The sequence below is a fragment of the Streptomyces sp. NPDC048192 genome (assembly GCF_043202415.1).
GTDB lineage: Bacteria > Actinomycetota > Actinomycetes > Streptomycetales > Streptomycetaceae > Streptomyces.
Window position 1 is genome coordinate 25,290 of sequence record NZ_JBIDAL010000011.1, and the last position, 23,120, is coordinate 48,409.

Here is a 23,120-nt window from a genome sequence, read left to right on the forward strand (position 1 = left end):
GAGGCGGCACCGCGGTGGTGGCGCCTCGGGGAGCGCTGTGCCCGACTCAGCGGGCGTAGTCGTGGAAGCCGCGGCCGCTCTTCCTGCCGAGCAGGCCCGCGTCGACCATCCGCAGCAGCAGGGCCGGCGGGGAGTGCGACGGCTCCTTGGACTCCTGGTACAGGGAGTCGGCGATGGCCTTGAGCGTGTCCAGGCCGATCAGGTCCGCCAGCCGCAGCGGGCCCATGGGGTGGGCGCAGCCGAGTACCATGCCGTCGTCGATGTCCTCGGCGCCGGCGAAGCCCGATTCGAGCATGCGGATCGCGGACAACAGGTAGGGCACGAGCAGGGAGTTGACGACGAAGCCGGCCCGGTCCTGCGACACGATGACGTGCTTGCCCAGCCTGGCGGCCGCGAAGTCCTCGGCCGTGGACCGGGTTCGGTGGCCGGTCAGCAGCGAGGGCACGATCTCGACCAGGGGCATCACCGGCACCGGGTTGAAGAAGTGGATGCCGACGACCTGCTCCGGCCGGCCGGTGGCCGCGGCGAGCTTGATCACGGGGATGGACGAGGTGTTGGTGGCGAGGATCGCGTCCCGCCGGGCCAGAACCTCGTCCAGAGCGGTGAACACCTCCGTCTTGAGCTGCTCGTCCTCGGCCACGGCTTCGATCGCCGCGTCGCGGTCGGCGAAGTCCGCCAGGTCGGTGGTGAAGCGGATCCTTGCGAGTGCCGCGTCCCGCTCCGATGCGGTGAGCCTTCCGCTGCCGACGCCGCGGTCCAGGGACGCGGTGATGCGGTCGCGGCCGGCCCGGACGGTGTCCGGGCCGGTCTCCCGCACCAGCACGTCCAGGCCCGCCCGGGCGCAGACCTCCGCGATACCGCTGCCCATCAGCCCCGCTCCGACGACGCCGACGCGCCGGATGCCGTCGGAGGCAGGGCGGGCGCCGGAGCAGGCCGGCTGTGACGTGCGCCGGCGCCCGGGCCGCGGGCCGGGCCCCGGCTTCCCGGCACGGCCGGCTGTCGATGGTGTCATGGTGCGTCCTTCTGCCGAGGGGACCGAGGGTCAGCGGTAGGCGGCCTGGCCGGTGAGGGCCTGTCCGATGACGAGCGTGTGGATCTCGCTGGTGCCCTCGTACGTCAGGACGGACTCCAGGTTGTTGGCGTGGCGCAGCGGCGGGTACTCCAGCGAGATGCCGTTGGCGCCGAGGACGGTCCGGCACTCGCGGGCGATGGCCAGGGCCTCTCGGACGTTGTTGAGCTTGCCGACGCTGACCTGCTCGGGACGCAGCCGGCCCCGGTCCTTGAGCCGGCCCAGGTGCACGGCGAGCAGGGCCGCGCCGCCCAGCGACACACTCATGTCGGCGAGCTTCTTCTGCGTCAGCTGGAAGGCGCTGATCGGCCGGCCGAACTGGACGCGGGAGCCGGCGTACTCCAGGGCCGCCACGAGGGAGTCGCGGGCGGCCCCGACCGCGCCGAAGAGGATCCCGAACCGCGCCTCGTTCAGGCAGGACAGCGGCCCGCGCAGGCCCTCGGCGTGCGGCAGGCGCGCCGAGTCGGGCAGCCGCACGTCGTCGAAGTGCAGCTCGGAGGTGATCGAGGCGCGCAGCGACATCTTCTGCTTGATGTCCTGCGTGGTGAAGCCCGGGGTGCCGCGCGGCACCAGGAAGCCGCGCACGCCGTCCTCGGTCTGCGCCCAGACGGTGGCGACGTCGGCGATACCGCCGTTGGTGATCCACATCTTGGAGCCGTTGAGCACCCAGTCGCCCCCGTCGCGCACCGCCCGGGTGCGCATGCCCGCCGGGTTGCTGCCGAAGTCCGGCTCGGTCAGGCCGAAGCAGCCGATGGCCTCGCCCGCGGCCAGCCGCGGCAGCCACTGCTGCTTCTGCTCCTCGGAGCCCCACTTCCAGATGGAGTACATCGACAGCGAGCCCTGCACCGAGACGAAGCTGCGGAACCCGGAGTCGGCGGCCTCCAGCTCCAGGCAGGCGAGCCCGTAGCTGACGGCGTTGGTGCCGGCGCAGCCGTAGCCCTCCAGATGCATGCCCAGCACGCCGAGCTTGCCCAGTTCGGGGGCGAGTTCGCGGGCGAAGCGGGCGTTCTCGAACCACTCGCCGATGTGCGGGCGCACCCGGTCGGCGAGGAACTTGGCGACGGTGGCCTGGATCTCGCGCTCCTCGTCCGAGAGGACGGAGGCGAGGTCGAGCAGGTCCAGCGGGTCCTTCATCGGCTTGGTGCCGCTCATCATGTGCTCCAGGGAGTCGAGTCGAGTGGGGTCAGGAGTCGAGCCAGTCCGCGATCTCGCCGGTGTGCTCACCGAGCCGCGGCGGGCGGCGGTCGTAACGCGGCGGGGTGCCGGACAGGGAGATCGGGTTGGCCACGAGGTCCATGGGGGAGTGCGTGCCGTCCGCGATCACGGCCCGGGGCGCCAGGCCGAGGCGGTCGGCGAGGGCGAACGCCTGGGCCAGGTCGTTGACGGGGCCGCAGGGCACGCCCAGGGGCGTGAGGCGCTCGAACCATTCGGCGGCCGTACGGGTGGCGAGCAACTCGCCGAGTTCACCGGCCAGTTCGTCGACGTGCGCCACCCGGTCGGCGTTGGTGGCGAACCGCGGGTCGTCGGCCAGCTCCGGTGCGCCGGTGCCGCGGCACAGCGCCGCGAACTGGCGGTCGTTGCCCACCGCGATCACCAGCGGGCGGTCCTTGGCCCGGTACACCTCGTACGGCGCGATGGACGGGTGCCGGTTGCCCAGGATGCCCGGCACCCGGCCGGCCAGGGTGTACCCGGCGGACTGGTTGACCAGGCTCGACAGCAGCGTGGAGAGCAGGTTGACCTCGACGTGCTGTCCCTCTCCGCTCGCCTCCCGGTGGCGCAGCGCGGCGAGCACGCCGACCGCGGCGTGCAGGCCGGTGAGGACGTCGACCAGGGCCACGCCCGTCTTGACCGGCTCTCCGGGAGCGGGTCCGGTGACGCTCATCAGCCCGCCGACGGCCTGGATCAGCAGGTCGTACCCGGGCAGGCCGGCTCCGGGACCGGATCCGAACCCGGTGATCGAGCAGTAGACGACTCCCGGGTTCGCGGCACGGACCTCGTCGTAGCCGAGCCCGTACTTGCGCAGGGTGCCGGGGCGGAAGTTCTCGAAGAGCACATCGGCCCGGCGGGCCAGTTCGGCGGCGCGGCGCCGGTCGGCCTCGTCGGCCAGGTCGAGGGCGACGGAGCGCTTGTTGCGGTTGACGGAGAGGTAGTAGGTGGCCTCGCCGTGCGCGTGCGGCGGGCCCCAGGCGCGGGTGTCGTCGCCCCGCGAGGGGTGCTCGACCTTGATGACGTCGGCGCCCAGGTCGGCGAGGAGCATGGTGGCGTAGGGCGCGGCGAGCACGCGGCCGAAGTCGGCGACGAGGACGCCGCTCAGGGGCAGCGGGGAGGGCGTGGTCACAGCAGCGGACCTCCGGAGCCGCGCAGGTACACGGTCGTGGTGCGGGTGAAGAACTCGCGTGCCGCCCGCCCCTGTTCCTTCGGCCCGTAGGCGCTCTGCCTGGCCCCGCCGAACGGCACGTGCGGATCGGCGCCCGCCGTCTCGGAGTTGATGTGCAGCACGCCCACCTCCAGGCCGTCCATCGCGGCGGTGACGGCACGCAGGTCGTCGGTGAAGACGGCGGCGGAGAGCCCGAACTCGCTGTCGTCGGCCAGCGCCAGCGCCTCCCGGGTGTCCCCGGCCCGGCGGACGGCGAGGACGGGGCCGAACAGTTCCTCGCGCCACAGCGGGTCGTCGCCGGCCAGCTCGACCACGGTGGGCGGGACGAAGGCCCCGGCCGTGCGGTCGTCGTCGTAGCGCCGGCCGCCGGTGAGGACGTCCACGCCCGGGCGGGCCGCCGCGGCGTCCACGGCGTGCTGGATCCGGTCGCGGGCCTCCAGCGTCACCACGGGGCCCATCTCGGTGGCGGGGTCCAGGGGGTCGCCGACCCGCAGCGCGGCGGCACGCTTGGTCAGCTGCGCCAGGAACGCGTCGGCGACGGGCTCCTGCACGATGAGCCGGGAGGTGGCGGTGCACTTCTGGCCGGTGGCACGGAAGGCGCCGGCGAGCACCTCCCGCACGGCGAGTTCGAGGTCGGCGTCGGCGAGCACGACGGCCGCGTTCTTGCCGCCCATCTCGGTCTGCACCGGCCGCGCCATGCGCCCGCAGGCGGCGATCAGGCCGCGGCCCACTCCGGTCGACCCGGTGAAGGTGACCGCGTCCACACCGGGGTGCTCGACCAGCCGGCCGCCCAGGCTCCCGTCGCCGATGAGCAGGGACAGGACGCCGTCCGGCAGCCCGGCCTCCACCAGCGCCTCGGCCAGCCGTACGGCCAGCAGCGGCACCAGGCTGGCGGGCTTCCACACGACGGTGTTGCCGTAGCCGAGCGCGGGGGCGATCTTCCACGCGGGGATCGCGGCAGGGAAGTTGAAGGGGGTGACGACCGCGACGGTGCCGACGGGCCGGTGGACCACGTGGATCTGCTCGCCGGGCCGGGGCGAGGCGAAGACCTCCCCGACCGGGCGGGATGCCTCGCCGGCGTAGTAGCGGAAGATCTCCGCGGCCCGGCGCACCTCGCCGACGCCTTCGTCGCGGGTCTTGCCCTCCTCCCGGGCGAGTTCCTCTCCCCACTGGTCGGCGTGCGCCTCGATGACGCCGGCGGCGCGGTCGAGGATCCGGCCGCGTGCGTGGGGCGGGGTGGCGGCCCAGCGGGGGAAGGCTTCCCGCGCCGCGGTGACGGCCTCGTCGAGGTCGCGGTCCCGGGCGAGCCGTCCCACGGCCACGGTCTCGTGGGGGCGGGCCGGGTTGAGGTCGACGAGTTCCTCGCCGTCGCCGGTCCGCCACTGCCCTGCGACGAGGTGGCGCAGCGAACGGATCGGCGGGGCCGCCTCGGCCTCCTTCGCGCTGCTGTCTGCGGTGGGTCGCATCCGCACTCCTTTCGGGACACCCGTGACGCCGTCGCGGGCCGGGTGAGGCCGTCATTCTGCGAGGGGCCGGGCACCGTGCGCACTGGACGCGATGGAGTGCCGCGCGCCGTCCGGGCACGCCGATCCGTCGATGGTGCGGTGCGCACCGCGGTGGTTGGCTCGGCGTCCCCTAAGCCCCCGACCTCCCGGAGGACGTCCCATGCCCGGTGATTCCCGACCGGCCGGCGGTCCCGGCCTCGAGCAGGTCCGCCGGATCGTCACCGAGATCCCCGGTCCCCGCTCACGCGAACTGCTGGCCCGCCGGCGCCGACTGGTGCCCGCCGGGATCGGCGCCACCCTGCCCGTCTTCGTGGAGGCCGCCGGCGGCGGCGTGCTCGTGGACGCGGACGGCAACTCCTTCATCGACTTCGGCAGCGGCATCGCCGTCACCACCGTCGGCAACTCCGCGCCGGCCGTGGCCGAGCGGGCCGCCGCGCAGCTGCGGCGCTTCACCCACACCTGCTTCCTGGTGAACCCGTACGCGTCCTACCTGGACGTGTGCGAGCGGCTCAACGCCCTCGCGCCCGTCCCCGGCGAGAAGCGGACCCTCCTGGTCAACTCCGGCGCGGAGGCGGTGGAGAACGCCGTGAAGATCGCCCGCGCCGCCACCGGCCGCCCGGCGGTCGTGGTCCTCGACCACGCCTTCCACGGCCGCACGCTGCTGACGATGACCCTGACCGCCAAGAACCGCCCCTACAAGCACGGCTTCGGCCCGTTCGCGCCGGAGGTCCACCGTGCCCCGATGGCCTATCCCTACCGCTGGCCCACCGGGCCCGAACGCTGCGCGGAGGAGGCCGCGGCCGCCCTCGCGGACCTGCTCGACCGGCAGGTCGGCGCGGACAACGTCGCGGCGGTGGTCGTGGAGCCGATCCAGGGCGAGGGAGGCTTCATCGTGCCCGCGCCGGGGTTCCTCCCGCGCGTGGCCGAGATCTGCCGGGCGCGCGGGATCCTGCTGATCGCCGACGAGGTGCAGACGGGCATCGCCCGCACCGGCCGGATGTTCGCGTGCGAACACGAGGGCATCGAGCCCGACCTGGTGACCACGGCGAAAGGCCTGGCGGGCGGTCTGCCGCTGGGCGCGGTGACCGGCCGCGCCGAGTTGATGGACGCAGCCCCCGCGGGCGGCCTGGGCGGCACCTTCAGCGGCAACCCGGTCGCCTGCGAGGCGGCGCTCGGCGTCTTCGACGAGATCGAGAGCAACGATCTGCTCGCACGCGCCCGCGCGATCGGGGACACCATGATCGAGCGTCTCAGGGCGTTCGCCGACGCCCACCCGGTCATCGGCGAGGTGCGCGGCCGGGGGGCGATGACGGCCGTGGAACTCGTGGAGCCGCACGGCGACCGCACGCCCGCGCCCGACCTGGCCGCGGGCATCGCCCGGCGCTGTCACGCGGAGGGTCTGCTCGTGCTGACGGCGGGCAGCTACGGCAACGTCCTGCGGTTCCTGCCGCCGCTGTCGATCTCCGACAGCCTGCTGGACGAGGGCCTGGCGCTGCTGGGGAAGGCCATCGCCGAGGAAACCGCCTGCGCGGCCTGACCACCGTCGCCCACCTCACATCGCGGTACGCCCACCGCCCGCCCTTCCGGCCTTCCCGGGGCCGGCCCCATGAAATAGCCTGACCTACGGTTTTAGAGGTCAACGGCGAAGGGGGGTGGGCGAGCGGTGGGCGTACCCCTGCGCTGGCTGCTCGGGCGTACGGAGCTGGGCCTGCGGGTCCTGGCCGCGCGTGAGCGGCTCGACCGCGAGGTGCTCTGGGCGCACAGCATCGAACTGGCCGACCCCGTGGCCTGGATCAGCGGCGGAGAACTGCTCCTGACCACCGGCCTGCGCCTGCCCGCCGAGGCCGGTGCCCAGCGGTCGTACGTCGAGCGCCTCGCCGCCGCCGGCGTGGCGGCACTGGGTTTCGGCGTCGGCCTGTCGCACGACGCGGTGCCCGCCGCCGTCGTGTCGGCCGCCCAGGAGACCGGCCTGCCGTTGCTGGAGGTGCCGCTGCCCACGCCGTTCGCCGCCGTCACCAAGGCCGTCATGGCCCGGCTCGCCGAGCAGCAGTACGACGGCGTCGTCCAGGCCTCCCGCATCCAGCCGCGCATGACCCGGGCCGCCCTGCACGGCGGGGCGCAGGCCGTGGTCCGGGAACTGGCCGTCTCCACCGGCACCGCCGTGCTCTACCTGGACCACGAGGGCCGCACGCGCGCCGCGCATCCGGCGGGCGCCGCGGCGCCCGCCCCGGACGTGCTGGCGGCGCTGCGCACGGTGGACGAGGCGGCCGCGGCGGTCAGCTGCGGTCCCGGCGCCGGGGTGGCGGTGCAGCAGGTCCGGGTGGGCCCGCGGGTGCACGGGCGGCTGGTGCTGGTCACCGACCGGGAGCTGACACCGGTCGACCACCTGCTGCTCGGCCACGCCGCGTCGCTGGTCGCCCTGGAGGCCGAGAAGCCGCTGCGGCTGCGTGACGAGCAGAACCGCGTGAACAGCCTGTTCTTCCGGATGCTCCTGGACGGGTCGGTCGCCGCGCCGGCCGCGCTCGGCCACCTCTCCGAGGCCGGTTTCCCGGTCCGTGACGGGGTGCGGGTCCTGGCCCTGCGCGGCGGCAGCCCGCGCCGCGTCCTCGACGCCGCCGGCGAGCACCTGGGGGAGCGCGGTCTGCCGCTGTTCGGCACCGTCCGCGAGGAGTGCGCGGTGCTGCTGGTCCCCGGCGGCCATGCGATGACCGCCCAGTCGGTGCTGGACGGCCTGACCGCCCGGACGCGCGCCAGTCTGCGGGCCGGCCTCAGCAGCCCGCACGACCTGGACGCGGGGCCGGCGGCCCTGCGGGAGGCGCTGAGCGCGGTGTCGGCCGCCCAGGCCCGCGGCTGTCCGGAGGTGGTCCGCTTCGAGTCGCTCGCCGGGCACGTCCTGCTGGCCACGCCCGGCACCCGCACGGTGCTGGAGACGATCGCCCGGACACGGCTGGCCCCGCTCGCCGCCTACGACTCGGCCAACGGAACCGAACTGCTCGGCTCGCTGCGCGCGTTCCTCGAGCACAACGGCCAGTGGGAAGCCGCCTCCGCCTCGCTCGGCGTCCACCGCCACACCTTGCGCAGCAGGATGGAACGGGCCCAGTCCGTGCTCGGCGTGGGCCTCGACTCCGCGCACGTACGCGCCGAACTGCTGCTGGCCCTCTCGGCCTGGCAGGACCACGGCCGCTGAGGCCGCTTCGGCAGGCGCCCGGACCGCGCACGAAGGAAGGCGCCCGGCGCGGTGTCCGCGCCGGGCGCCTTCCGTCGGATCAGGCCTGGGACGGTTCCGGTTCGGTGACCGCCCGTGCCTCGGCGGGCTTGGGGATGGCGTCGTCGTAGGGGGCGTCGCTGTGGCCGTAGCTGCGGTGGACGGCCATGTAGAGCAGGCCCGCGCCGACGACGACCACCGCGGACAGCGGCACGATGTAGTCGTCGTACCACGGCGCGTCCGGGGTGCGCGGCCAGCACATGTTGACGATGGCCAGGACGCCGTAGGCCAGGGCGGCGATGTTCACCGGCAGACCCCACCTGCCGAGCCGGTACTTGCCGCTGGGCCGCCAGCCCTTGAGCCGGGCCCGCAGCGCGGCGAGCACCACCATCTGGAAGCCCAGGTAGATGCCGACCGCGGCGAAGCTGATGACCTTGGCCAGGGCGTCGGTGGAGACCTTGGAGCCGACGACGATCAGCGCCGGCAGGACGGCCGCGAGCAGCAGGGCGTACGGCGGGACGTGCCGGGCCTCCGAGAACTTCCGCAGCAGACGGCTGCCCATGATCATCTCGTCGCGGCCGTAACTGAAGGCCAGCCGGCTGGCCGCCGCCTGCAGGCTCATGGCGCACGAGAGGAAGGACAGCAGCACGACGCCGAGCACGATCTTGGAGCCGACCGAGCCGAAGGCGCCGTCCAGCAGCGTGGTCACCGGGTCGACGTCCTTGCCCGCGATCACCGCCGGGATGTCGGCGACGGAGAGCACCAGGGCCAGGCAGACGAAGGTGGCCGCGGCGCCGCCGATGTAGATGGTGCGGCGCATGGCCTTCGGGATCAGGCGGCCCGGGTCGGGCACCTCCTCGGCGACGTCGCCGCAGGCCTCGAAGCCGTAGTACTGGTAGACGCCGATCAGGCCGGCCGCCGCGAACGCCCACAGGTAGCTGTGGCTGCCCTGGGCACCGAAGGAGTCGAAGAGCACCCCGAGGTTGTGGTGCCGGTGGGACACGAGCAGCCAGCCGCCGACCGCGAGCGCGCCGACGATCTCGGCGGAGAAGCCGATGACGGCAGCCGCCGCGAGCACCCGGGTGCCCAGGAAGTTGATCAGGGTGGCCAGGGCGAGGATCGCGAGGGAGCAGATGATGGTGGTGTCGACCGTGGGGGTGAAACCGAAGGTGGCGGCGATGTAGGGGCCCGCGCCGTACACCACGCTGGCGATGGTGCACATCAGCGCGATCAGATAGACCCATCCGGTCATCCAGGCCCACCGGCGCCCCCACAGCCGGCGCGCCCAGGGGTAGACGCCGCCCGCCACCGGGTACTGCGCGACGACCTCGCTGAACACCAGGGCGACGAGCAGCTGGCCGAGACCGACGATCACGAAGCTCCAGATCATCGGCGGGCCGCCGCTCGCCAGCGCGTAGGCGAAGAGCGAGTACACCCCGACGACCGGGGACAGGTAGGTGAATCCGAGGGAGAAGTTGGCCCAGGGGCTCATGTCCCGTTTGAACTCGGACTCGTACCCGAGCGAGGCGAGCTGCGCGGCGTCGCTGTCGACGGGGTCCGGTGGGGTGGTGGAACTCATGCTGGCTCCCGTTTTCTCGTGCCAGAGGATGGGGCGGCAGTCCAGAGATGGGGCGCGAGTCCTGGGGCGGCATGAGATGCCGACTCATCGACCGGGGCTGGCTATGATGCGGGGACTCGGCGCGACGTGTGGCGAAAAGCTACAAGCGCATGGGTTATCGCACAAGGGTTTCCCGTGACGGATTGACCTGGGGAGGGGAAATGGCGACACAGGGCGCACCCGTGATGCGTGCTTCGCTGATCTCCCCGCTCAGGGCGGCCGGGCGCACCGAGGAGGTCGTGCAGCGGATAACCGAGGCCATCCACCTGGGGCTGGTGGTGGACGGCGAGCAGCTGCCGACCGAGGTGGAGTTCGCCCATCAGCTCGGGGTGTCGCCGATGACCCTGCGGGAGGCGCTGGCGGTGCTGCGGGAGCAGGGGCTGGTGGAGACCCGCCGCGGCCGCACGGGCGGCACCTTCGTGCGCCGCCCCGCGAATCCACCGCGCAAGCCGATGCTGGACCGCATCCGGGCGGTCACCGTCTCCCAGCTGCGGGATCTCGCCGACGAGCAGTTCGCCGTGTCCGGCGCCTCGGCCCGGCTGGCGGCCGAGCGGGCCTCGGCCGCCAGTCTGCGGCGGCTGCTGAGCCTGGTCGGACAGCTGCCCAAGGCCCAGGGGCTCGGCGAGCGCATCCGTGCGGACAGCCGGTTCCACATCGAGGTGGCGATCGCCTCGCAGTCGGAGCGGCTGACCCGGCTCGAGGTCGATCTGCAGTCCTCGACGGCGGGCCTACTCTGGCTGTCGTACGAGTCGGAGGCCGAGCTGGACGAGGTGGTCGCCGAGCACCACGCCATCGCCACCGCGATCGCCGAGGAGGACGGGGACCGGGCCCGCGCCCTGGCGGAGCGCCACGTGCAGCGCAATCTGCGCCGGCTCATCGAACTGCATCTCCGGGTGGTCGAGCAGGAGTCTGTGGAGGTGCCTGATGAAGTCTGAGCCCGGCACGCCGCACGGCACCGCGGGCACGGTGCTGGACACCCTGCTGCGGCAGGTGCGGGACCTGCTCGGAGAGGTGTTCGCCGGTCCGCAGGAGGTCGCCGCCGAGGTCGTCCGCCGGCGCCGCGAGGTGCGGGCGGCGGACGGCGTCTTCTCGGTGGCCGACCTGGCGGGGATCAAACCGGTCGTCGTGCGGTGGCTGACCGGGCACCCGGAGGCGGACGGGCTGGGCTTCCTGGCGGCGCCGGGGCTGCTGCCGGACCGCGAGCGGCACATCGAGTGGTGGCAGCGCGGCGCCGCCGGCTTCGTCCCGATGCGGCTCAACCTGGACCCGACCTGCGTGGACGTGTACGACTACTTCGAGATGGACTGGTACGCCGCCGCCCGCGACCACCTCGCGCGCGCGGTGTTCGGCCCCTATGTGGACTACTCCGCCGCGGACAGCTACATCTGCACCTTCACCGTGCCCGTGGTCGACGGCGCCGACTTCCTCGGTGTGGCCGGGACGGACCTGCGCATGAGCGACCTGGAGCCCCAGCTGCTGGCGCTGCTGCGCCGGGCCGGCCACGACGCCGTGCTGGTCGGCGCGGAACGCCGGGTGGTGGCCGCGAACACCTCCCGCTGGCTGGTGGGGTCCCGGCTGGCGCGGGTGCCGCAGGCGCGGGACGGGGAGTTCCTCGCGGCTGGCGAGGTCGGGCTGGACAGCGGCTGGGTGCTGGGCCTGGCCGGGCCCGAGTAGGGGGTCTTCCGCGCCGCGTCCCACCCGACGCCTCTGACCGTCGCCGCCGTACAGGCGGTGGCGGTCTTTTTTCATCCCCGCTTTTTCATCGCACCCTTGACATCCAAACTCTAGCTTTAGAGTATTTGGCCCACTCACCCCGCCCCGACCATCAGCTGGAGGCCCCGTGACGGGCACCGCCGCAGTGGACGCAGCGCCGTACTTCGACGTCACCGACCCGCACTTCTCCATCAAGTCCGACGCCGTGCACGAGGCACGCGAACGCAGTTGGTACGCGCGGACCAACTACGGCCTGGCCGTCCTGCGCTACGACGAGGTCAGCCGGCTCCTCAAACACCCCAAGCTGCGCCAGGGATCCGCCGCCTGGCCCGCGCACCACGGCATCACCGAGGGCCCGTTCGCCGACTGGTGGGCCAGCTGGGTGCTCAACAAGGAGGGCGAGGAACACCACCGGCTCCGCCGGCTGATGAACCCCGCGTTCTCTCCCAAGCTGATCGGCGGACTGGTACCCCGGTTCCAGGCGCTCGCCGGCGAGCTGATCGACGGTTTCCGCGAGCCCGGCCGCTGCGAGTTCGTCTCCGAGTTCGCCGAGCCCTACGCGGCCCGCGTGATCGCCATCATGCTGGGCATCCCCGAGTCCGAGTGGCCGGTGATCGCCCGCGAGTCCGCCACGATCGGCCTCGCCATGGGCGTGACCATCCGCCAGGACCTGCCGAAGATCGAGGCGGCGCTGGCGAACCTCTACGCCTACGCGGACGAGCTGATCGCCGACCGGCGGCGAAGCGAGCGCGACGACTTCGTCTCCGCACTGGTCCGCGCCCACCGCGACTCCGACAGCCTCACCGCCACGGAGCTGCGCGACGGACTGCTGCTGCTGATCTTCGGCGGCTTCGACACCACCCGCAACCAGCTCGGACTGGCCATGCAGACCTTCATGCGCCACCCCGGCCAGTGGCGGCTGCTCGCCGAACGGCCGGAGCTGGGCGGCAAGGCCGTCGAGGAGGTCATGCGGGTCAACCCCACCGTCACCTGGGTGACCCGCGAGGCCCGCGAGGACTTCACCTTCCAGGACCTCGAGATCACGGCGGGCACCACCGTCCACCTCTTCAGCGAGTCCGCCGGCACCGACCCCCGGGTCTTCGGCGACCCCTCCTTCGACATCACCGCCGAACGCAAGCCGCACTTCGGCTTCGGCGGCGGCGCGCACCACTGCCTCGGCCACTTCGTCGCCCGCAGCGACATGAGCGAGGCGCTGCCGCTGCTCGCCCGGCGCCTGCGCGACCCGCGCCCGGCCGGCGGGGACGCATGGCTGCCGGACTCCGGCAACACCGGCCCGATCCGCCTGCCCCTCACCTTCACCCCGGCCGCCTGAGCGGCCCACCCCGACCCCGGCCGCCCCGGCGGCCCTCCGAGAGGAGCCCTGCCATGCAGGTCATCGTCGACCTGGCCAAGTGCCAGGACCACGGCCAGTGCGCGATCGCCGCGCCCGTCGTCTTCCAGATGGACGAGGAGGGCAAGCTCGTCTGGAACGGCAGCCCCGACGACTCCCAGCGCCTCGAGGTCGAGGAAGCGGCGGACGTCTGCCCCGTCCAGGCCATCCTCGTCAAGGACTGAGATGCCCGCCCGCATCGCCGTCGTCGGCGCCTCCCTGGCCGGCCTGCGCACGGCCGAGCAGCTCAGGGCGGCCGGACACACCGGCCCGATCACCGTCCTCGGCGACGAACCCCACCTCCCCTACAACCGCCCCCCGCTGTCCAAGGAGACGCTCGCCGCACCCGGCGAGCGCTCCACCGAACAGCTGCACGCCTCGGTGGCCTTCCGGCGCCGGGCCCTGGTGGACGACGTCGACTTCCGGCTCGGCCGGGCCGTCACCGCCGCCGACCTGGAGCAGCGCCGGCTGACCCTGTCCGACGGCACCGACCTCGGCTTCGACGGCCTGGTCGCGGCGACCGGACTGCGCCCGCGCCGGCTGCCGCTTCCCGGCCCGACGGCCGGCCGGTACGTCCTGCGCACCCTGGAGGACTGCGTCGCGCTGCGCGGCGCACTGCGCCCCGAGGCCCGCGTGGTCGTGGTCGGCGCCGGCTTCGTCGGCTGCGAAGTCGCCGCGACCGCACTCCGGCTGGGCTGCCGGGTCGGCGTCATCGAGCCCGCGGGGGCGCCGATGAGCCGGGTCCTCGGCGCGGAGCTGGCACGGGCGGTGCAACGGCACCACGAGGCGGCCGGCATCCGCTTCCACACCGGCCGGTGCGTCGCCGGCATCCTCGGCCGGGACCGGGTATCGGCGGTCGACCTCGACGACGGCACCACCCTCGGCGCCGACGTCGTGATCGAAGCCGTGGGCTCCCTGCCGAACACCGAGTGGCTGGCCGGGAACCCCGGACTCGACCTCGGCGACGGCATCCTCTGCGACAACCTGCTCCGGGCCGCCGGCGCCGACCGGATGGTCGCCGTCGGCGACATCGCCCGCTTCCCCAACCCCCTCTTCGACGACCTGCCGCGCCGCGTCGAGCACTGGTCCATCCCCGCCGACACGGCCAAGCGGGCGGCGGCCACCCTGACCGCGCAGCTGGCCGGCCGGGAACCCGACCCCGCCCCCTTCACCCCGGTCCCCTCCTTCTGGAGCGATCAGCTGGACCTGCGGTTCCAGAGCTTCGGCTCGCCCGCCCTCGCCGACGAGGTGCGCTGGCACGAGGGCGACCCGGACCACCTCGCCGGCGGCGTGCTGGCCACCTACCACCGGCGGTCCGCGCACGTGGGCACCGTCGCGATCAACCTCCCTCCCGCCCGTCAGCGCGAGCTGCGAGAGGCCTTCACCGCCCTCGTCCCCGCCGCTTGACCCTCACCCGCGAGGAACCCCATGACATCGACCGTCATCTCAGGCGCGACCGCGCTGGACAGGCACCGCGAGCGCAACACCGACCGGGCCGCGATCGCCGAGATCCAGGCCTGCATCGCCGAGTCCGGCGTGCAGTACCTCTACTACCAGGCCGTCACCGTCACCGGCCGTGTCGTCGGCAAGGTCGTCCCCGCCGGCCACCTGGCGCGCAACGCCGAGAAGGGCGTCCAACTGCACCGCACCGCCGTCAGCGACCTCCAGGTCGACCGGGCCGGCACCCTGCTGGGCGGCGGCGTCGAGGCGGCCGAGTTCACCGCCGTACCCGACCTCGACACCTTCGCCGTCCTGCCGTGGGACACCAGCGTCGGCCGCTTCTTCTGCCGGCTCTACGAGCCCGGTCACCGGCCCGGCGTCGGCGGGCAGCCGCTCGCCACCGACGTGCGCGGCAACCTGCTGCGGCTGCACGCCGGCTTCACCGAGCGCACCGGCCTGGAACTGCGCACCGGCTGCGAGCCCGAGATGACCTGGAGCGGCCCCGGCCTGGACGCCCGGTTCCGCCCCGGCTCCAGCCCGGCCTACCACGTGGACCACCTGGAGCGGTACCGCCCGATCTACCAGAAGGTCATCGGCTACGCCCGTGCCCTCGGCCTGGACATGATCGAGGGCGACTACGAGGACCCCGGCCAGCTCGAACTGAACTGGATGTACGACCACGCCGACCTCACCGCAGACCGGCTGATCGTCTACCGGCAGATCTGCCGCCAGGTGGCCCGCGAACTCGGCGTGACGGCGAGCTTCATGCCCAAGCCCGCCACCGGCATGATGGGCAACGGCTGCCACCACAACCTCAGCCTGTGGCGCGGCGAGCAGAACGTGCTCGCCGAACCGGGAGTGCGGGAACTGCACCTCACCGAGACCGGACGGCACGCCCTCGGCGGCATCCTCACCCACGCCGCGGGCGCCATGGCCGTCATGGGCCCCACCGTCAACTCCTACAAGCGGTACTGGGATTCGGGCCAGTTCGCGCCGTCCCAGATCAACTGGGGCATGGACAACAAGACCTGCACCGTGCGCCTGTCCGCCAACGGGCGGCTGGAGTTCAAGCTGCCGGACGCCATGGTCAACCCGTATCTGTCGCACGCCGTGCTGCTCGCCGCCATCGAGGACGGACTGGACAACCGGATCGACCCGGGACCGGCCCAGCGCGGCTCCAGCTATGCCGGCGAGGTCGCCTTCGCGAAGCTGCCGCTGACCCTCGGGGAGGCGCTGGACGCGTTCGCCGCCGACGAGGTCGTCAAGACCGCGCTCGGCTCGGAACTCGTCGAGCTCTACAGCGAGTTGAAGCGCGACGAGTGGGCCCGGTTCTGCGGCGCCGTCACCGACTGGGAGCACATGATGTACGCGGAGGAGGCCCCGTGACCGCGCCGCTGCGCCTGGCCTGCATCGACTCCGATGCGCCGCCGCTGTTCCACCTCGCCGACCCGGTGGCCGGCCGGCGCGGCTACGAGCCGGCGGTCGGCGAACTGGTCGCCGCCGAGCTGGGACGCCCGCTGGAATGGGTCTGCCTGCCCTGGGCGGAGATGCTCCCCGCCGTACGGCGCGGCGAGGCGGACGCCGTGCTGTGCGGGCAGGGCGTCACCGAGGCCCGCGCCGCGCTGGTGGACTTCACCCGCCCGTACGCCGTCTTCCACGAGTCGGTCCTCGTCCGCCGGGGCGATCCCGTGCGCGGTGCGGCCGACCTGGAGGGCCGCAGGGTCGCCGCGATCGAGGGCTCCACCAACATGGCGCTGGCCGAGACCTTCGCCGGCGCGGTCACCGTGGCCTTCGGCGGCGGCTCGGACGACGTCTTCGGCGACATGCTGCGGGCGCTGCGCACCGGAGAGGTGGACGCGGTCGTCGACGACGACGTGGTGTTCGTCCCGCTCGGCGGCCATCCGGACTTCGCCCTCGCCTTCACCGTGCGCACCGGCAACCGGTGGGCCATCGGCACCGCCAAGGACCGGCCCGAGCTGCGGGAGCAACTGGACGCCGCGCTCGGCCGGATCATCGCGGACGGACGGCTGGCCAAGGCCTGGGCGCAATGGCTGCCGGCGCTGGAGTACCCCTTCGACGGCGAGCGGGAGCACCCCTTCGACGGCGAGGGGGAGCGGTGAGCGCACGGCCGCTGATCCTCGTCGTCGGCCGGCGCGCCGCCGCCGTCTCCGGGCTGCGGTTCAGCGCCACCGTCGCGGCCGAGGCGGTCTGCGAGGCGGTCTTCGCGAACGGCGGCGAACCCCTCGTCCTGCACGGCGCCGACCGCGGCCGGCTGCCCGAACTGCCCCTGCGGTTGTCCCGCTTCGCCGGCGTGGTCCTGCCCGGCGGATCCGACCTCGACCCCGCGCACTACGGCCAGGACCGGCACCCGCGGACGTCCCCCGACCACGCCGAGCAGGACGCGCTCGACCTGGCCGCCGCCCGCGCCGTGCTGGACCTCGGACTTCCTGCGCTGGCGATCTGCCGCGGTCTGCAGGCGGTCAACACCGTCTGCGGCGGCACCCTGGTCCAGCACCTTCCGCCGGGTCGGGTCGAGCACCTCGACGCGGCGCACGAGGTCACGCCCGTCCCCGGCTCACGCCTGGAAGCGGTGGTCGGCCCGCGGACCTTCACTGTCTCCTCGTACCACCACCAGGCGGTGGACCGGGTCGGCCGTGGACTGCGCGTGACGGCCCGGTCCGCCGACGGCTGTGTAGAGGCCCTGGAGCACACCACCGCCGACCTGCTGGCCGTGCAGTGGCACCCGGAGGACCTGGCGGCCACCTCCCCGCAGGACGCCGCGCTCTTCGCCGACCTGATCGACCGTGCCCGAGACCGAAAGGAGGTCGCCGCATGACCGCGACCCTCGACACCGCCGAGGCCCTGGCTCGGCGTGACGAACTTCACCAGCGGTTCGCCGGCCTGTCCCCGGCGACCCGGCTCTACATCGGCGGACAGCGGGTGGACGCCCTCGACGGCGCGACCTTCGAGCGGATCTCGCCGCGCGACGGGCGCGTGATCGCACGGGTCGCCGAGGGCGGCGCCCAGGACGTCGACCGCGCCGTGGCCGACGCCCGCCGCGCCTTCGACAGCGGCGTGTGGTCCGGCCTGCACCCCAGGCAGCGCCGGGTGGTGCTGCAGCGGCTGGCCCGGCTGGTCGAGGAGCACGCCGAGGAACTGGCGCTGCTGGAGAGCGTCGACATGGGCAAGCCCTTCGCCCACGCCCTCGCGGTGGACCTGCGGGTGACGGTGCAGACCCTGGACTTCTACGCCGAGGCCGCCGACAAGCAGTACGACGAGGTGGCGCCCACCGCACGGGACGTCCTCGCCACGGTCACCCGGGAGCCGCTCGGCGTCGTCGGCGCCGTGGTGCCCTGGAACTTCCCGCTCATGATGGCCGTCTGGAAGATCGCGCCCGCCCTCGCCGTGGGCAACGCGGTGGTCCTCAAGCCGGCCGAGCAGTCCCCGCTCACCGCGCTGCGCTTCGCCGAACTGGCCACCGAGGCCGGCGTCCCGGACGGCATCCTCAACGTGGTGACCGGCTTCGGCCCGACGGCCGGTGCCGCGCTCGGCCGCCACCCGGACGTCGACGCGATCACCTTCACCGGGTCCGGGGAGGTCGGGCGGCTGTTCATGCGGTACGCGGCCGAGTCGAACCTCAAGCAGGTCTCTCTCGAGCTGGGCGGGAAGTCGCCGCAGATCGTGCTCCCCGACGCGCCCGACCTGGCGGTGGTCGCCAAGGCGGTCGCGGGGGGCATCTTCTTCAACCAGGGCGAGGTGTGCTCGGCGGGCTCACGCCTGCTGGTGCACCGCTCCGTCAAGGACGAGCTGCTCGACCTGGTGGTGCGGGAGGCGAGCCGGACCGTGGTGGGCGACCCGCTCGACCCGCGGACCGAGGTCGGCGCCCTGGTGGAGGAGAAGCACCTGGAGCGGGTCCTCGGCCATGTCCGGGGGGCCGTGGAGGACGGCGCGCGGACGGTGCTCGGCGGCAACCGGGTGCTCACCGGGACCGGCGGCTGCTACGTGGAGCCGACCGTCTTCGACCGGGTCGACCCCGGGATGCGCATCGCCCGGCAGGAGGTGTTCGGCCCGGTGCTCGCGGTCATCGAGTTCGAGGACGCCGAGGACGCCGTGCGGATCGCCAACGGCACCGACTACGGCCTGGCCGCCGCGGTGTGGACCCGGGACCTGTCCACCGCGCACCGGATGGCGCGGGCCGTTCGGGCCGGCACGGTCTGGGTCAACTGCTTCGACGACAGTGACATCACGGTGCCGTTCGGTGGCTACGCCCAGTCCGGCTTCGGCCGTGACAAGTCGCTGCACGCGCTGGAGAAGTACACCCAGCTCAAGACCACCTGGATCAAGCTGTGACCGCCGCGGTCGTGCGCCGGCGGGAGGTCGAGCCGCACGGCGCGGCCCCGGCCGGCGGTCCGCGGATCGCGGTCCTGGTCTCGCTGAACTTCCCGGATCTGACCGAGCCTGTTGCCGACCTCGTACGGCGCTTCACCCGCACCGCGCTGGGCACGCTGCGCGCCCTGGGCGCCCGCTACGAGCTGGTGGACACCTCCGCCGGCGCCCTGGGCGACCCGGCGGAGACCGCCGGCTTCGACGGACTGCTGCTCCTCGGCGGCGGTGACGTGGACGGGGAGCTGTACGGGGCCGCCGGGCCGCTGCCCAACTCCTACGGCGTGGACCGCCGGGCGGACGACCACTGCATCGCCGCCGTCCGGGCGGCGACCGCCGCGCGGCGACCGGTGCTCGGTGTCTGCCGTGGCTCGCAGCTGATCAACGTCGCCTTCGGCGGCACGCTGGTCCCCGACCTGGAGGACCACCGGCTGCACCGCGGCGGTCCGGGGGAGCCCCTCTTTCTGGACGAGAAGGTGACCGTGGCTCAGGACTCGCGCCTGGCCACGCTCGCCGGCGCCGGCCCGCTGACCGTGCGCTCCGGCCACCACCAGGCGGTGGCCGGGACCGGCGACGGGCTCGTCGCGGTGGCGCACGCGGAGGACGGGGTGATCGAGGCGGTCGAGCACCTCGAGCGGTGGGTGGTGGGCGTGCAGTGGCACCCCGAGGACCCGGACGGGTCCGACGATCACCGGCGCCGCCTCTTCGCCGGGTTCGTGGACGCCTGCGCGGACCGGCCGCACACGGCCTGAGACCGGCGGACGGGCCTTCCGGGGCCGCGGTTCCGCGAGCCCGCCGCGTCCGTCGGCGGTGCAGGCAGAGGGGGTGCGGAACAGTGAGAGAATCGGCAGAGTGACAGCACGAACCAGTGACATCGAGAAGGCGGCCGAGGTCCTGCGCGCCGGGGGCCTCGTGGCTCTCCCGACCGAAACCGTCTACGGCCTGGGCGCCAACGCCGAGGACCCCGCCGCCGTCGCGCGCATCTTCCAGGTGAAGGGACGCCCGCCGTCCCACCCGCTGATCGTCCACATCGGCGGCGCCCAGCACCTGGACGACTGGGTCGCGGACGTGCCCGCGACCGCGCGCCTGCTGGCCGAACACTTCTGGCCGGGTCCCCTCACGCTGGTCCTGCGGCGCGGCCGGCGGGTGCCCCTGGAGGCCACGGGCGGACTGGAGACGGTGGCCGTGCGCGTCCCCGACCATCCCGTCGCTCTCGCGCTGCTGTCGGCGTTCGGCGGCGGTGTCACGGCTCCGTCCGCCAACCGCTTCGGCTCGGTCAGCCCCACCACGGCGGACCACGTCCGGGCGGAACTCGGCGACGCCGTCGACTTCGTGCTGGAGGGCGGCTCCTGCGAGGTCGGCGTCGAGTCGACCATCGTCGACATGACGGGCGACACACCGAGCATCCTCCGGCCGGGCGGGGTGACGCGCGAGGACCTCGAAGCGGTCCTGGGCCGCCCGATCGCGGTGCCCTCGACGAGCCGTGTCCGGGTGCCGGGCCAGCATCCCTCGCACTACGCGCCGCGGGCGCGGGTCGTCCTCGTCGAGCCGGAGAAGGTCGTCATCGAGGCGGAGCTCGCGCAGGAGCTGGGGCACAAGGTCGGCGTCTTCCTTCCCCCGTCCCTCGCCGACGCCCCGGTGAAGGCGCACGCGGTGGTGGCGGTCCCCGGTTCGACGGCCGCCTACGCGCAGCGGCTGTACGGGTTCCTGCGCGAGCTGGACGAGCGCGGGTGCGACCTCATCGTCGCGTCCCTGCCGGTGGAGGAGGGACTGGGCCTGGCGATCGCCAACCGGCTCCGCCGCGCTGCGGGACCCCGGCCCTCCTGAGGCGGTCGTACCCTCCCTGTTCACCACCGGCGCGCCGGGGCGGTTGTGGCGCTTCGACCAGATTTTGGTCAAGGCGTGTTCATTCCGCGGGTGTGTTCCGCGAGTCCGGGCAGACTGAGGCGCGGAGGGGGGAGCCCTGCGCCGGTGACGGACCGGCAGGGCGTCCCGAGGTGACGCGCGGCCCTGGGGAGGGGCGGCGGTCGATCGGTGGGGGATGCATGACGCAGTCGCTTTCCGGGCAGCGCCCTGCCCGCAGGGGGGTGGCCGACGGCCACCGCGGGCTTCCGTGGGTCGTGGTGGGCGCCGGCCCCTACGGGCTGTCGGTGGCGGCACATCTACGGGCCGCCGGGGTCTCCGTACAGGTCCTCGGCGAGGTGATGGGCAGCTGGCGGCATGCGATGGCCACCGGGATGTTCCTGAAGTCCACGCCGGACGCCGTGGATCTGTCGGCCCCGGAGCCCGGCGGCCGGCTGGCGGAGTTCCGGCGCCTGCACGGCGAGCCGGAGCTGACCGAACTGACGCCGATCCCCTGCGAGGTGTTCGTACGCTACGGCCAGTGGTTTCAGAAACAGTACGTCGGTGACGTCGATCCGGTCCGCGTCGTGGGCGTCGACCACGCGGAGGACCTCAGCGGCCTGAGCGTCCGGCTGGAGGACGGCCGGAACATCGCGGCGGCCGCCGTGGTGGTGGCCACCGGCCTGAACGGGCTGGCGCACGTGCCCGCCGCATTACAGCACCTGGCCCCCGAGGGGATCGGCCCCGGGGCCCTGCTGTCGCACACCAGTCACCACAGCGACCTCTCCTGCTTCGCCGGACAACGGGTCGCGGTCGTCGGGGGCGGTCAGTCCGCACTCGAGAGCGCCGCGCTCATGCACGAAGCCGGGGCCCGGGTGCAGGTGCTGGTGCGGGAGCGGAAGGTCCGCTGGGGATCGGTGCCGCAGCCGGGCAGGCCCACCCTGCGACGGCTCGCCCGGCCCGCTTCTCCGCTGGGGCCCGGCTGGACGCTGGCGGCGGTGTGCGGGGCGCCCGGGGCCGTGCGGCGCCTGCCGGCCGCGGCGCGCATGCTGCTGTTCCGGCGGGCGCTCGGACCGTCGGGCGGCTGGTGGCTGCGCGACCGGGTCGAGGGCGTGGTGCCGGTCCGCACCGCATGCCGCGTCGTCCGCGCCGAGGCGGCCGGGACGGAAGCCCGCCTGGAACTGGCCGGGCCGGGCGGCGAGCCGGAGACCCTGACCGTCGATCATGTGCTGGCCGCCACCGGATACCGCCTCGACCTCGCCACCCTTCCCTTCCTCCGCCCGGCGGTGCTCCGCGACGTCGAGTGCGTACCCGGTTCGAACGCGCCCCGGCTGAGCAGCCGGTTCGAGTCCTCCGTACCCGGCCTGTACTTCACCGGCTCCCTCGCCGCCCCCACGTTCGGCCCGATGCTGCGCTTCGTGGCGGGAACCCGCTTCGCGGCCACACGCATCGCGCACGACGCCCTCGCGCGAGCGATCCGCACCTGACCGACCGGCGATCAGCGAAGGCCCCGCGTGGCTCAGTAGCCCTCGCTGATCGCCTTGTCCCGCATCAGTGCCTCCAACTCCGCGTCCGACAGCGGGTGGAGTGTGTCCAGGAGACGGCGCAGGGCAGGTTCGCCGACGGACTGGCTGGTGACTTCGAACTCCGCGCCGTGGTGGCGGCGGGTGAGAGTGAACGCGCGGGCGCCGCCGGGGAAGCTGCGGACGACGCGCATCTCGCCGTGCACGTCCACGGTGCAGGTCTCGCCCTTCTGCGCGGGGCGCGGACAGCGCAGTGCCGGCGTGAGCGGCGGACGCACCACGAGGCCCACGTACCCCGACTCGTAACCCGCCCGTACGGGCCGGTAGTCGACGCTGAAGTAGGCGGGCCCGACCACGGCACGGGACATGCGCATTCCGGGTGGTGCGGCGCCGGTGTAGAGCAGTTGGCGATGTTCCCGGTAGCGCGCCATCTGAGCCGTGTGCCGGCGGTGCTGCGCCTGCGCCGGGCCGACGAAGCCCCCGTAGACCACGCCGACCGCCAGCGCGGCCACCGCTCCCAGCCGGACCCATCGGCCGGGCACGAAGAACGCCGCGGCGACCGCGTAGGGCACGCCCGTCAGCGCGACCCGGGTGCCCGCGCTTCCCAGATCGACCTGCTTGCCGTAGCCGGCCAGGCCGGCCAGGACGCCGAGCGTGCCGAGGCCGAACACCAGGACCGCCCAGCCGAGCCGTCCCGGCACCGACCCGCACAGCGGCACCACGGTCCTCGCCGATGCACCCGCCAGCGCCAGGAGCCCCACCGTCAGCGGCACGCCCAACGCGAGGACCGGCACCACCGCCCCGGTGCCGCCGCCCCAGGCCGACACCAGCAGTTCGAAGCCGAGCACGGGCATCGCGGCCGCCGTCACCGCCCACACCAGGAAGAGATGGAGGGCGGTCCGCGCCCCTCTGCCACGTGTCATGCCGCGGAGCCTGCCAGGCGGCCTGCCGACGCACATGAGTACTGCTACTCAGCCTCCAAATCGTCAACAATCTCGTCGACACTATTGCCTCACGGTGATCGGCGGACTACGTTCCTGGCGTGCCGCCGCAGC

Annotated in this window: 20 protein-coding genes; 14 read left to right on the forward strand and 6 right to left on the reverse strand. The window is 73.6% G+C overall.

The window, feature by feature from the left end; all coding sequences use genetic code 11:
- Positions 1 to 46: 46 nt before the first annotated feature.
- From ACGFZN_RS24160 to ACGFZN_RS24175, 4 genes are all read right to left on the reverse strand, one after another.
- A complete protein-coding gene (locus tag ACGFZN_RS24160; protein ID WP_393860784.1) occupies positions 47 to 868 on the reverse strand; it encodes a 3-hydroxybutyryl-CoA dehydrogenase in 822 nt (273 codons plus the stop codon).
- A 174-nt stretch (positions 869 to 1,042) separates the two neighbouring features.
- Positions 1,043 to 2,221: an acyl-CoA dehydrogenase family protein gene (locus ACGFZN_RS24165; RefSeq protein ID WP_393860550.1), complete on the reverse strand. Its 1,179-nt coding sequence runs from the start codon at positions 2,219 to 2,221 to the stop codon at positions 1,043 to 1,045.
- 31 nt (positions 2,222 to 2,252) lie between these two features.
- Positions 2,253 to 3,407 carry a CaiB/BaiF CoA transferase family protein gene (locus tag ACGFZN_RS24170; protein ID WP_393860551.1) on the reverse strand — a complete coding sequence of 385 codons (1,155 nt, stop codon included), beginning with the start codon at positions 3,405 to 3,407 and terminating at the stop codon, positions 2,253 to 2,255.
- Positions 3,404 to 4,912, reverse strand: a complete 1,509-nt coding sequence (locus ACGFZN_RS24175) for an aldehyde dehydrogenase family protein (RefSeq protein ID WP_393860552.1) — start codon at positions 4,910 to 4,912, stop codon at positions 3,404 to 3,406. The genes ACGFZN_RS24170 and ACGFZN_RS24175 overlap by 4 nt, the downstream gene beginning before the upstream one ends.
- Before the next feature lie 199 nt (positions 4,913 to 5,111).
- Here ACGFZN_RS24175 and gabT point away from each other — a divergent pair, with 199 nt between their 5' ends.
- Both gabT and ACGFZN_RS24185 read left to right on the forward strand, forming a co-directional pair.
- Positions 5,112 to 6,488, forward strand: a complete 1,377-nt coding sequence (gabT, locus tag ACGFZN_RS24180; RefSeq protein WP_393860553.1) for a 4-aminobutyrate--2-oxoglutarate transaminase — start codon at positions 5,112 to 5,114, stop codon at positions 6,486 to 6,488.
- 126 nt (positions 6,489 to 6,614) lie between these two features.
- The gene (locus ACGFZN_RS24185; protein ID WP_393860554.1) at positions 6,615 to 8,138 is read left to right on the forward strand and encodes a PucR family transcriptional regulator; all 1,524 of its coding nucleotides are present in this window, start codon (positions 6,615 to 6,617) and stop codon (positions 8,136 to 8,138) included.
- 79 nt (positions 8,139 to 8,217) lie between these two features.
- Here the strand turns inward: ACGFZN_RS24185 and ACGFZN_RS24190 are convergent, their stop codons facing one another.
- Positions 8,218 to 9,735 carry an APC family permease gene (locus ACGFZN_RS24190; protein WP_393860555.1) on the reverse strand — a complete coding sequence of 506 codons (1,518 nt, stop codon included), beginning with the start codon at positions 9,733 to 9,735 and terminating at the stop codon, positions 8,218 to 8,220.
- Between the two features lie 200 nt (positions 9,736 to 9,935).
- Here ACGFZN_RS24190 and ACGFZN_RS24195 point away from each other — a divergent pair, with 200 nt between their 5' ends.
- The 12 genes from ACGFZN_RS24195 (at position 9,936) to ACGFZN_RS24250 (ending at position 22,029) form a co-directional block, all read left to right on the forward strand.
- Entirely contained in the window at positions 9,936 to 10,709 is a 774-nt protein-coding gene (locus tag ACGFZN_RS24195; RefSeq protein ID WP_393860556.1) for a FadR/GntR family transcriptional regulator, read from the forward strand.
- Positions 10,699 to 11,448, forward strand: a complete 750-nt coding sequence (locus ACGFZN_RS24200; protein WP_393860557.1) for a cache domain-containing protein — start codon at positions 10,699 to 10,701, stop codon at positions 11,446 to 11,448. The genes ACGFZN_RS24195 and ACGFZN_RS24200 overlap by 11 nt, the downstream gene beginning before the upstream one ends.
- A 166-nt stretch (positions 11,449 to 11,614) precedes the next feature.
- Entirely contained in the window at positions 11,615 to 12,820 is a 1,206-nt protein-coding gene (locus ACGFZN_RS24205; protein WP_393860558.1) for a cytochrome P450, read from the forward strand.
- A gap of 53 nt (positions 12,821 to 12,873) precedes the next feature.
- Complete coding sequence (locus ACGFZN_RS24210) at positions 12,874 to 13,062, forward strand: ferredoxin (protein ID WP_393860559.1); 189 nt, start codon at positions 12,874 to 12,876, stop codon at positions 13,060 to 13,062.
- A 1-nt stretch (position 13,063) separates the two neighbouring features.
- Positions 13,064 to 14,284 carry an NAD(P)/FAD-dependent oxidoreductase gene (locus tag ACGFZN_RS24215; protein WP_393860560.1) on the forward strand — a complete coding sequence of 407 codons (1,221 nt, stop codon included), beginning with the start codon at positions 13,064 to 13,066 and terminating at the stop codon, positions 14,282 to 14,284.
- 21 nt (positions 14,285 to 14,305) lie between these two features.
- On the forward strand, positions 14,306 to 15,703 hold the full coding sequence (locus ACGFZN_RS24220; RefSeq protein WP_393860561.1) for a glutamine synthetase family protein: 1,398 nt from the start codon (positions 14,306 to 14,308) through the stop codon (positions 15,701 to 15,703).
- The gene (locus ACGFZN_RS24225; RefSeq protein ID WP_393860562.1) at positions 15,700 to 16,437 is read left to right on the forward strand and encodes a substrate-binding periplasmic protein; all 738 of its coding nucleotides are present in this window, start codon (positions 15,700 to 15,702) and stop codon (positions 16,435 to 16,437) included. The genes ACGFZN_RS24220 and ACGFZN_RS24225 overlap by 4 nt, the downstream gene beginning before the upstream one ends.
- Positions 16,434 to 17,153: a gamma-glutamyl-gamma-aminobutyrate hydrolase family protein gene (locus ACGFZN_RS24230; protein WP_393860563.1), complete on the forward strand. Its 720-nt coding sequence runs from the start codon at positions 16,434 to 16,436 to the stop codon at positions 17,151 to 17,153. Before ACGFZN_RS24225 ends, ACGFZN_RS24230 begins: the two co-directional genes overlap by 4 nt.
- A complete protein-coding gene (locus ACGFZN_RS24235; RefSeq protein WP_393860564.1) occupies positions 17,150 to 18,667 on the forward strand; it encodes an aldehyde dehydrogenase in 1,518 nt (505 codons plus the stop codon). Before ACGFZN_RS24230 ends, ACGFZN_RS24235 begins: the two co-directional genes overlap by 4 nt.
- Complete coding sequence (locus tag ACGFZN_RS24240) at positions 18,664 to 19,452, forward strand: gamma-glutamyl-gamma-aminobutyrate hydrolase family protein (RefSeq protein WP_393860565.1); 789 nt, start codon at positions 18,664 to 18,666, stop codon at positions 19,450 to 19,452. The genes ACGFZN_RS24235 and ACGFZN_RS24240 overlap by 4 nt, the downstream gene beginning before the upstream one ends.
- Positions 19,453 to 19,552: 100 nt before the next feature.
- Positions 19,553 to 20,527: an L-threonylcarbamoyladenylate synthase gene (locus ACGFZN_RS24245; RefSeq protein ID WP_393860566.1), complete on the forward strand. Its 975-nt coding sequence runs from the start codon at positions 19,553 to 19,555 to the stop codon at positions 20,525 to 20,527.
- A gap of 218 nt (positions 20,528 to 20,745) precedes the next feature.
- The gene (locus ACGFZN_RS24250) at positions 20,746 to 22,029 is read left to right on the forward strand and encodes an FAD-dependent oxidoreductase (protein WP_393860567.1); all 1,284 of its coding nucleotides are present in this window, start codon (positions 20,746 to 20,748) and stop codon (positions 22,027 to 22,029) included.
- A gap of 32 nt (positions 22,030 to 22,061) precedes the next feature.
- Here the strand turns inward: ACGFZN_RS24250 and ACGFZN_RS24255 are convergent, their stop codons facing one another.
- A complete protein-coding gene (locus ACGFZN_RS24255) occupies positions 22,062 to 22,988 on the reverse strand; it encodes a hypothetical protein (RefSeq protein ID WP_393860568.1) in 927 nt (308 codons plus the stop codon).
- Positions 22,989 to 23,120: the final 132 nt, after the last annotated feature.

What these genes read in the sequence shown, in the direction of transcription:
- ACGFZN_RS24220 (WP_393860561.1), top strand. Translation starts at nt 14,306, where the DNA reads ATGACATCGACCGTCATCTCAGGCGCGACCGCGCTGGACAGGCACCGC.
- ACGFZN_RS24255 (WP_393860568.1), bottom strand. Translation starts at nt 22,988, where the DNA reads ATGACACGTGGCAGAGGGGCGCGGACCGCCCTCCATCTCTTCCTGGTG.
- ACGFZN_RS24190 (WP_393860555.1), bottom strand. Translation starts at nt 9,735, where the DNA reads ATGAGTTCCACCACCCCACCGGACCCCGTCGACAGCGACGCCGCGCAG.
- ACGFZN_RS24235 (WP_393860564.1), top strand. Translation starts at nt 17,150, where the DNA reads ATGACCGCGACCCTCGACACCGCCGAGGCCCTGGCTCGGCGTGACGAA.
- ACGFZN_RS24210 (WP_393860559.1), top strand. Translation starts at nt 12,874, where the DNA reads ATGCAGGTCATCGTCGACCTGGCCAAGTGCCAGGACCACGGCCAGTGC.
- ACGFZN_RS24165 (WP_393860550.1), bottom strand. Translation starts at nt 2,221, where the DNA reads ATGAGCGGCACCAAGCCGATGAAGGACCCGCTGGACCTGCTCGACCTC.
- ACGFZN_RS24250 (WP_393860567.1), top strand. Translation starts at nt 20,746, where the DNA reads ATGACGCAGTCGCTTTCCGGGCAGCGCCCTGCCCGCAGGGGGGTGGCC.
- ACGFZN_RS24175 (WP_393860552.1), bottom strand. Translation starts at nt 4,912, where the DNA reads ATGCGACCCACCGCAGACAGCAGCGCGAAGGAGGCCGAGGCGGCCCCG.
- ACGFZN_RS24195 (WP_393860556.1), top strand. Translation starts at nt 9,936, where the DNA reads ATGGCGACACAGGGCGCACCCGTGATGCGTGCTTCGCTGATCTCCCCG.
- ACGFZN_RS24160 (WP_393860784.1), bottom strand. Translation starts at nt 868, where the DNA reads ATGGGCAGCGGTATCGCGGAGGTCTGCGCCCGGGCGGGCCTGGACGTG.
- gabT (WP_393860553.1), top strand. Translation starts at nt 5,112, where the DNA reads ATGCCCGGTGATTCCCGACCGGCCGGCGGTCCCGGCCTCGAGCAGGTC.
- ACGFZN_RS24215 (WP_393860560.1), top strand. Translation starts at nt 13,064, where the DNA reads ATGCCCGCCCGCATCGCCGTCGTCGGCGCCTCCCTGGCCGGCCTGCGC.
- ACGFZN_RS24200 (WP_393860557.1), top strand. Translation starts at nt 10,699, where the DNA reads ATGAAGTCTGAGCCCGGCACGCCGCACGGCACCGCGGGCACGGTGCTG.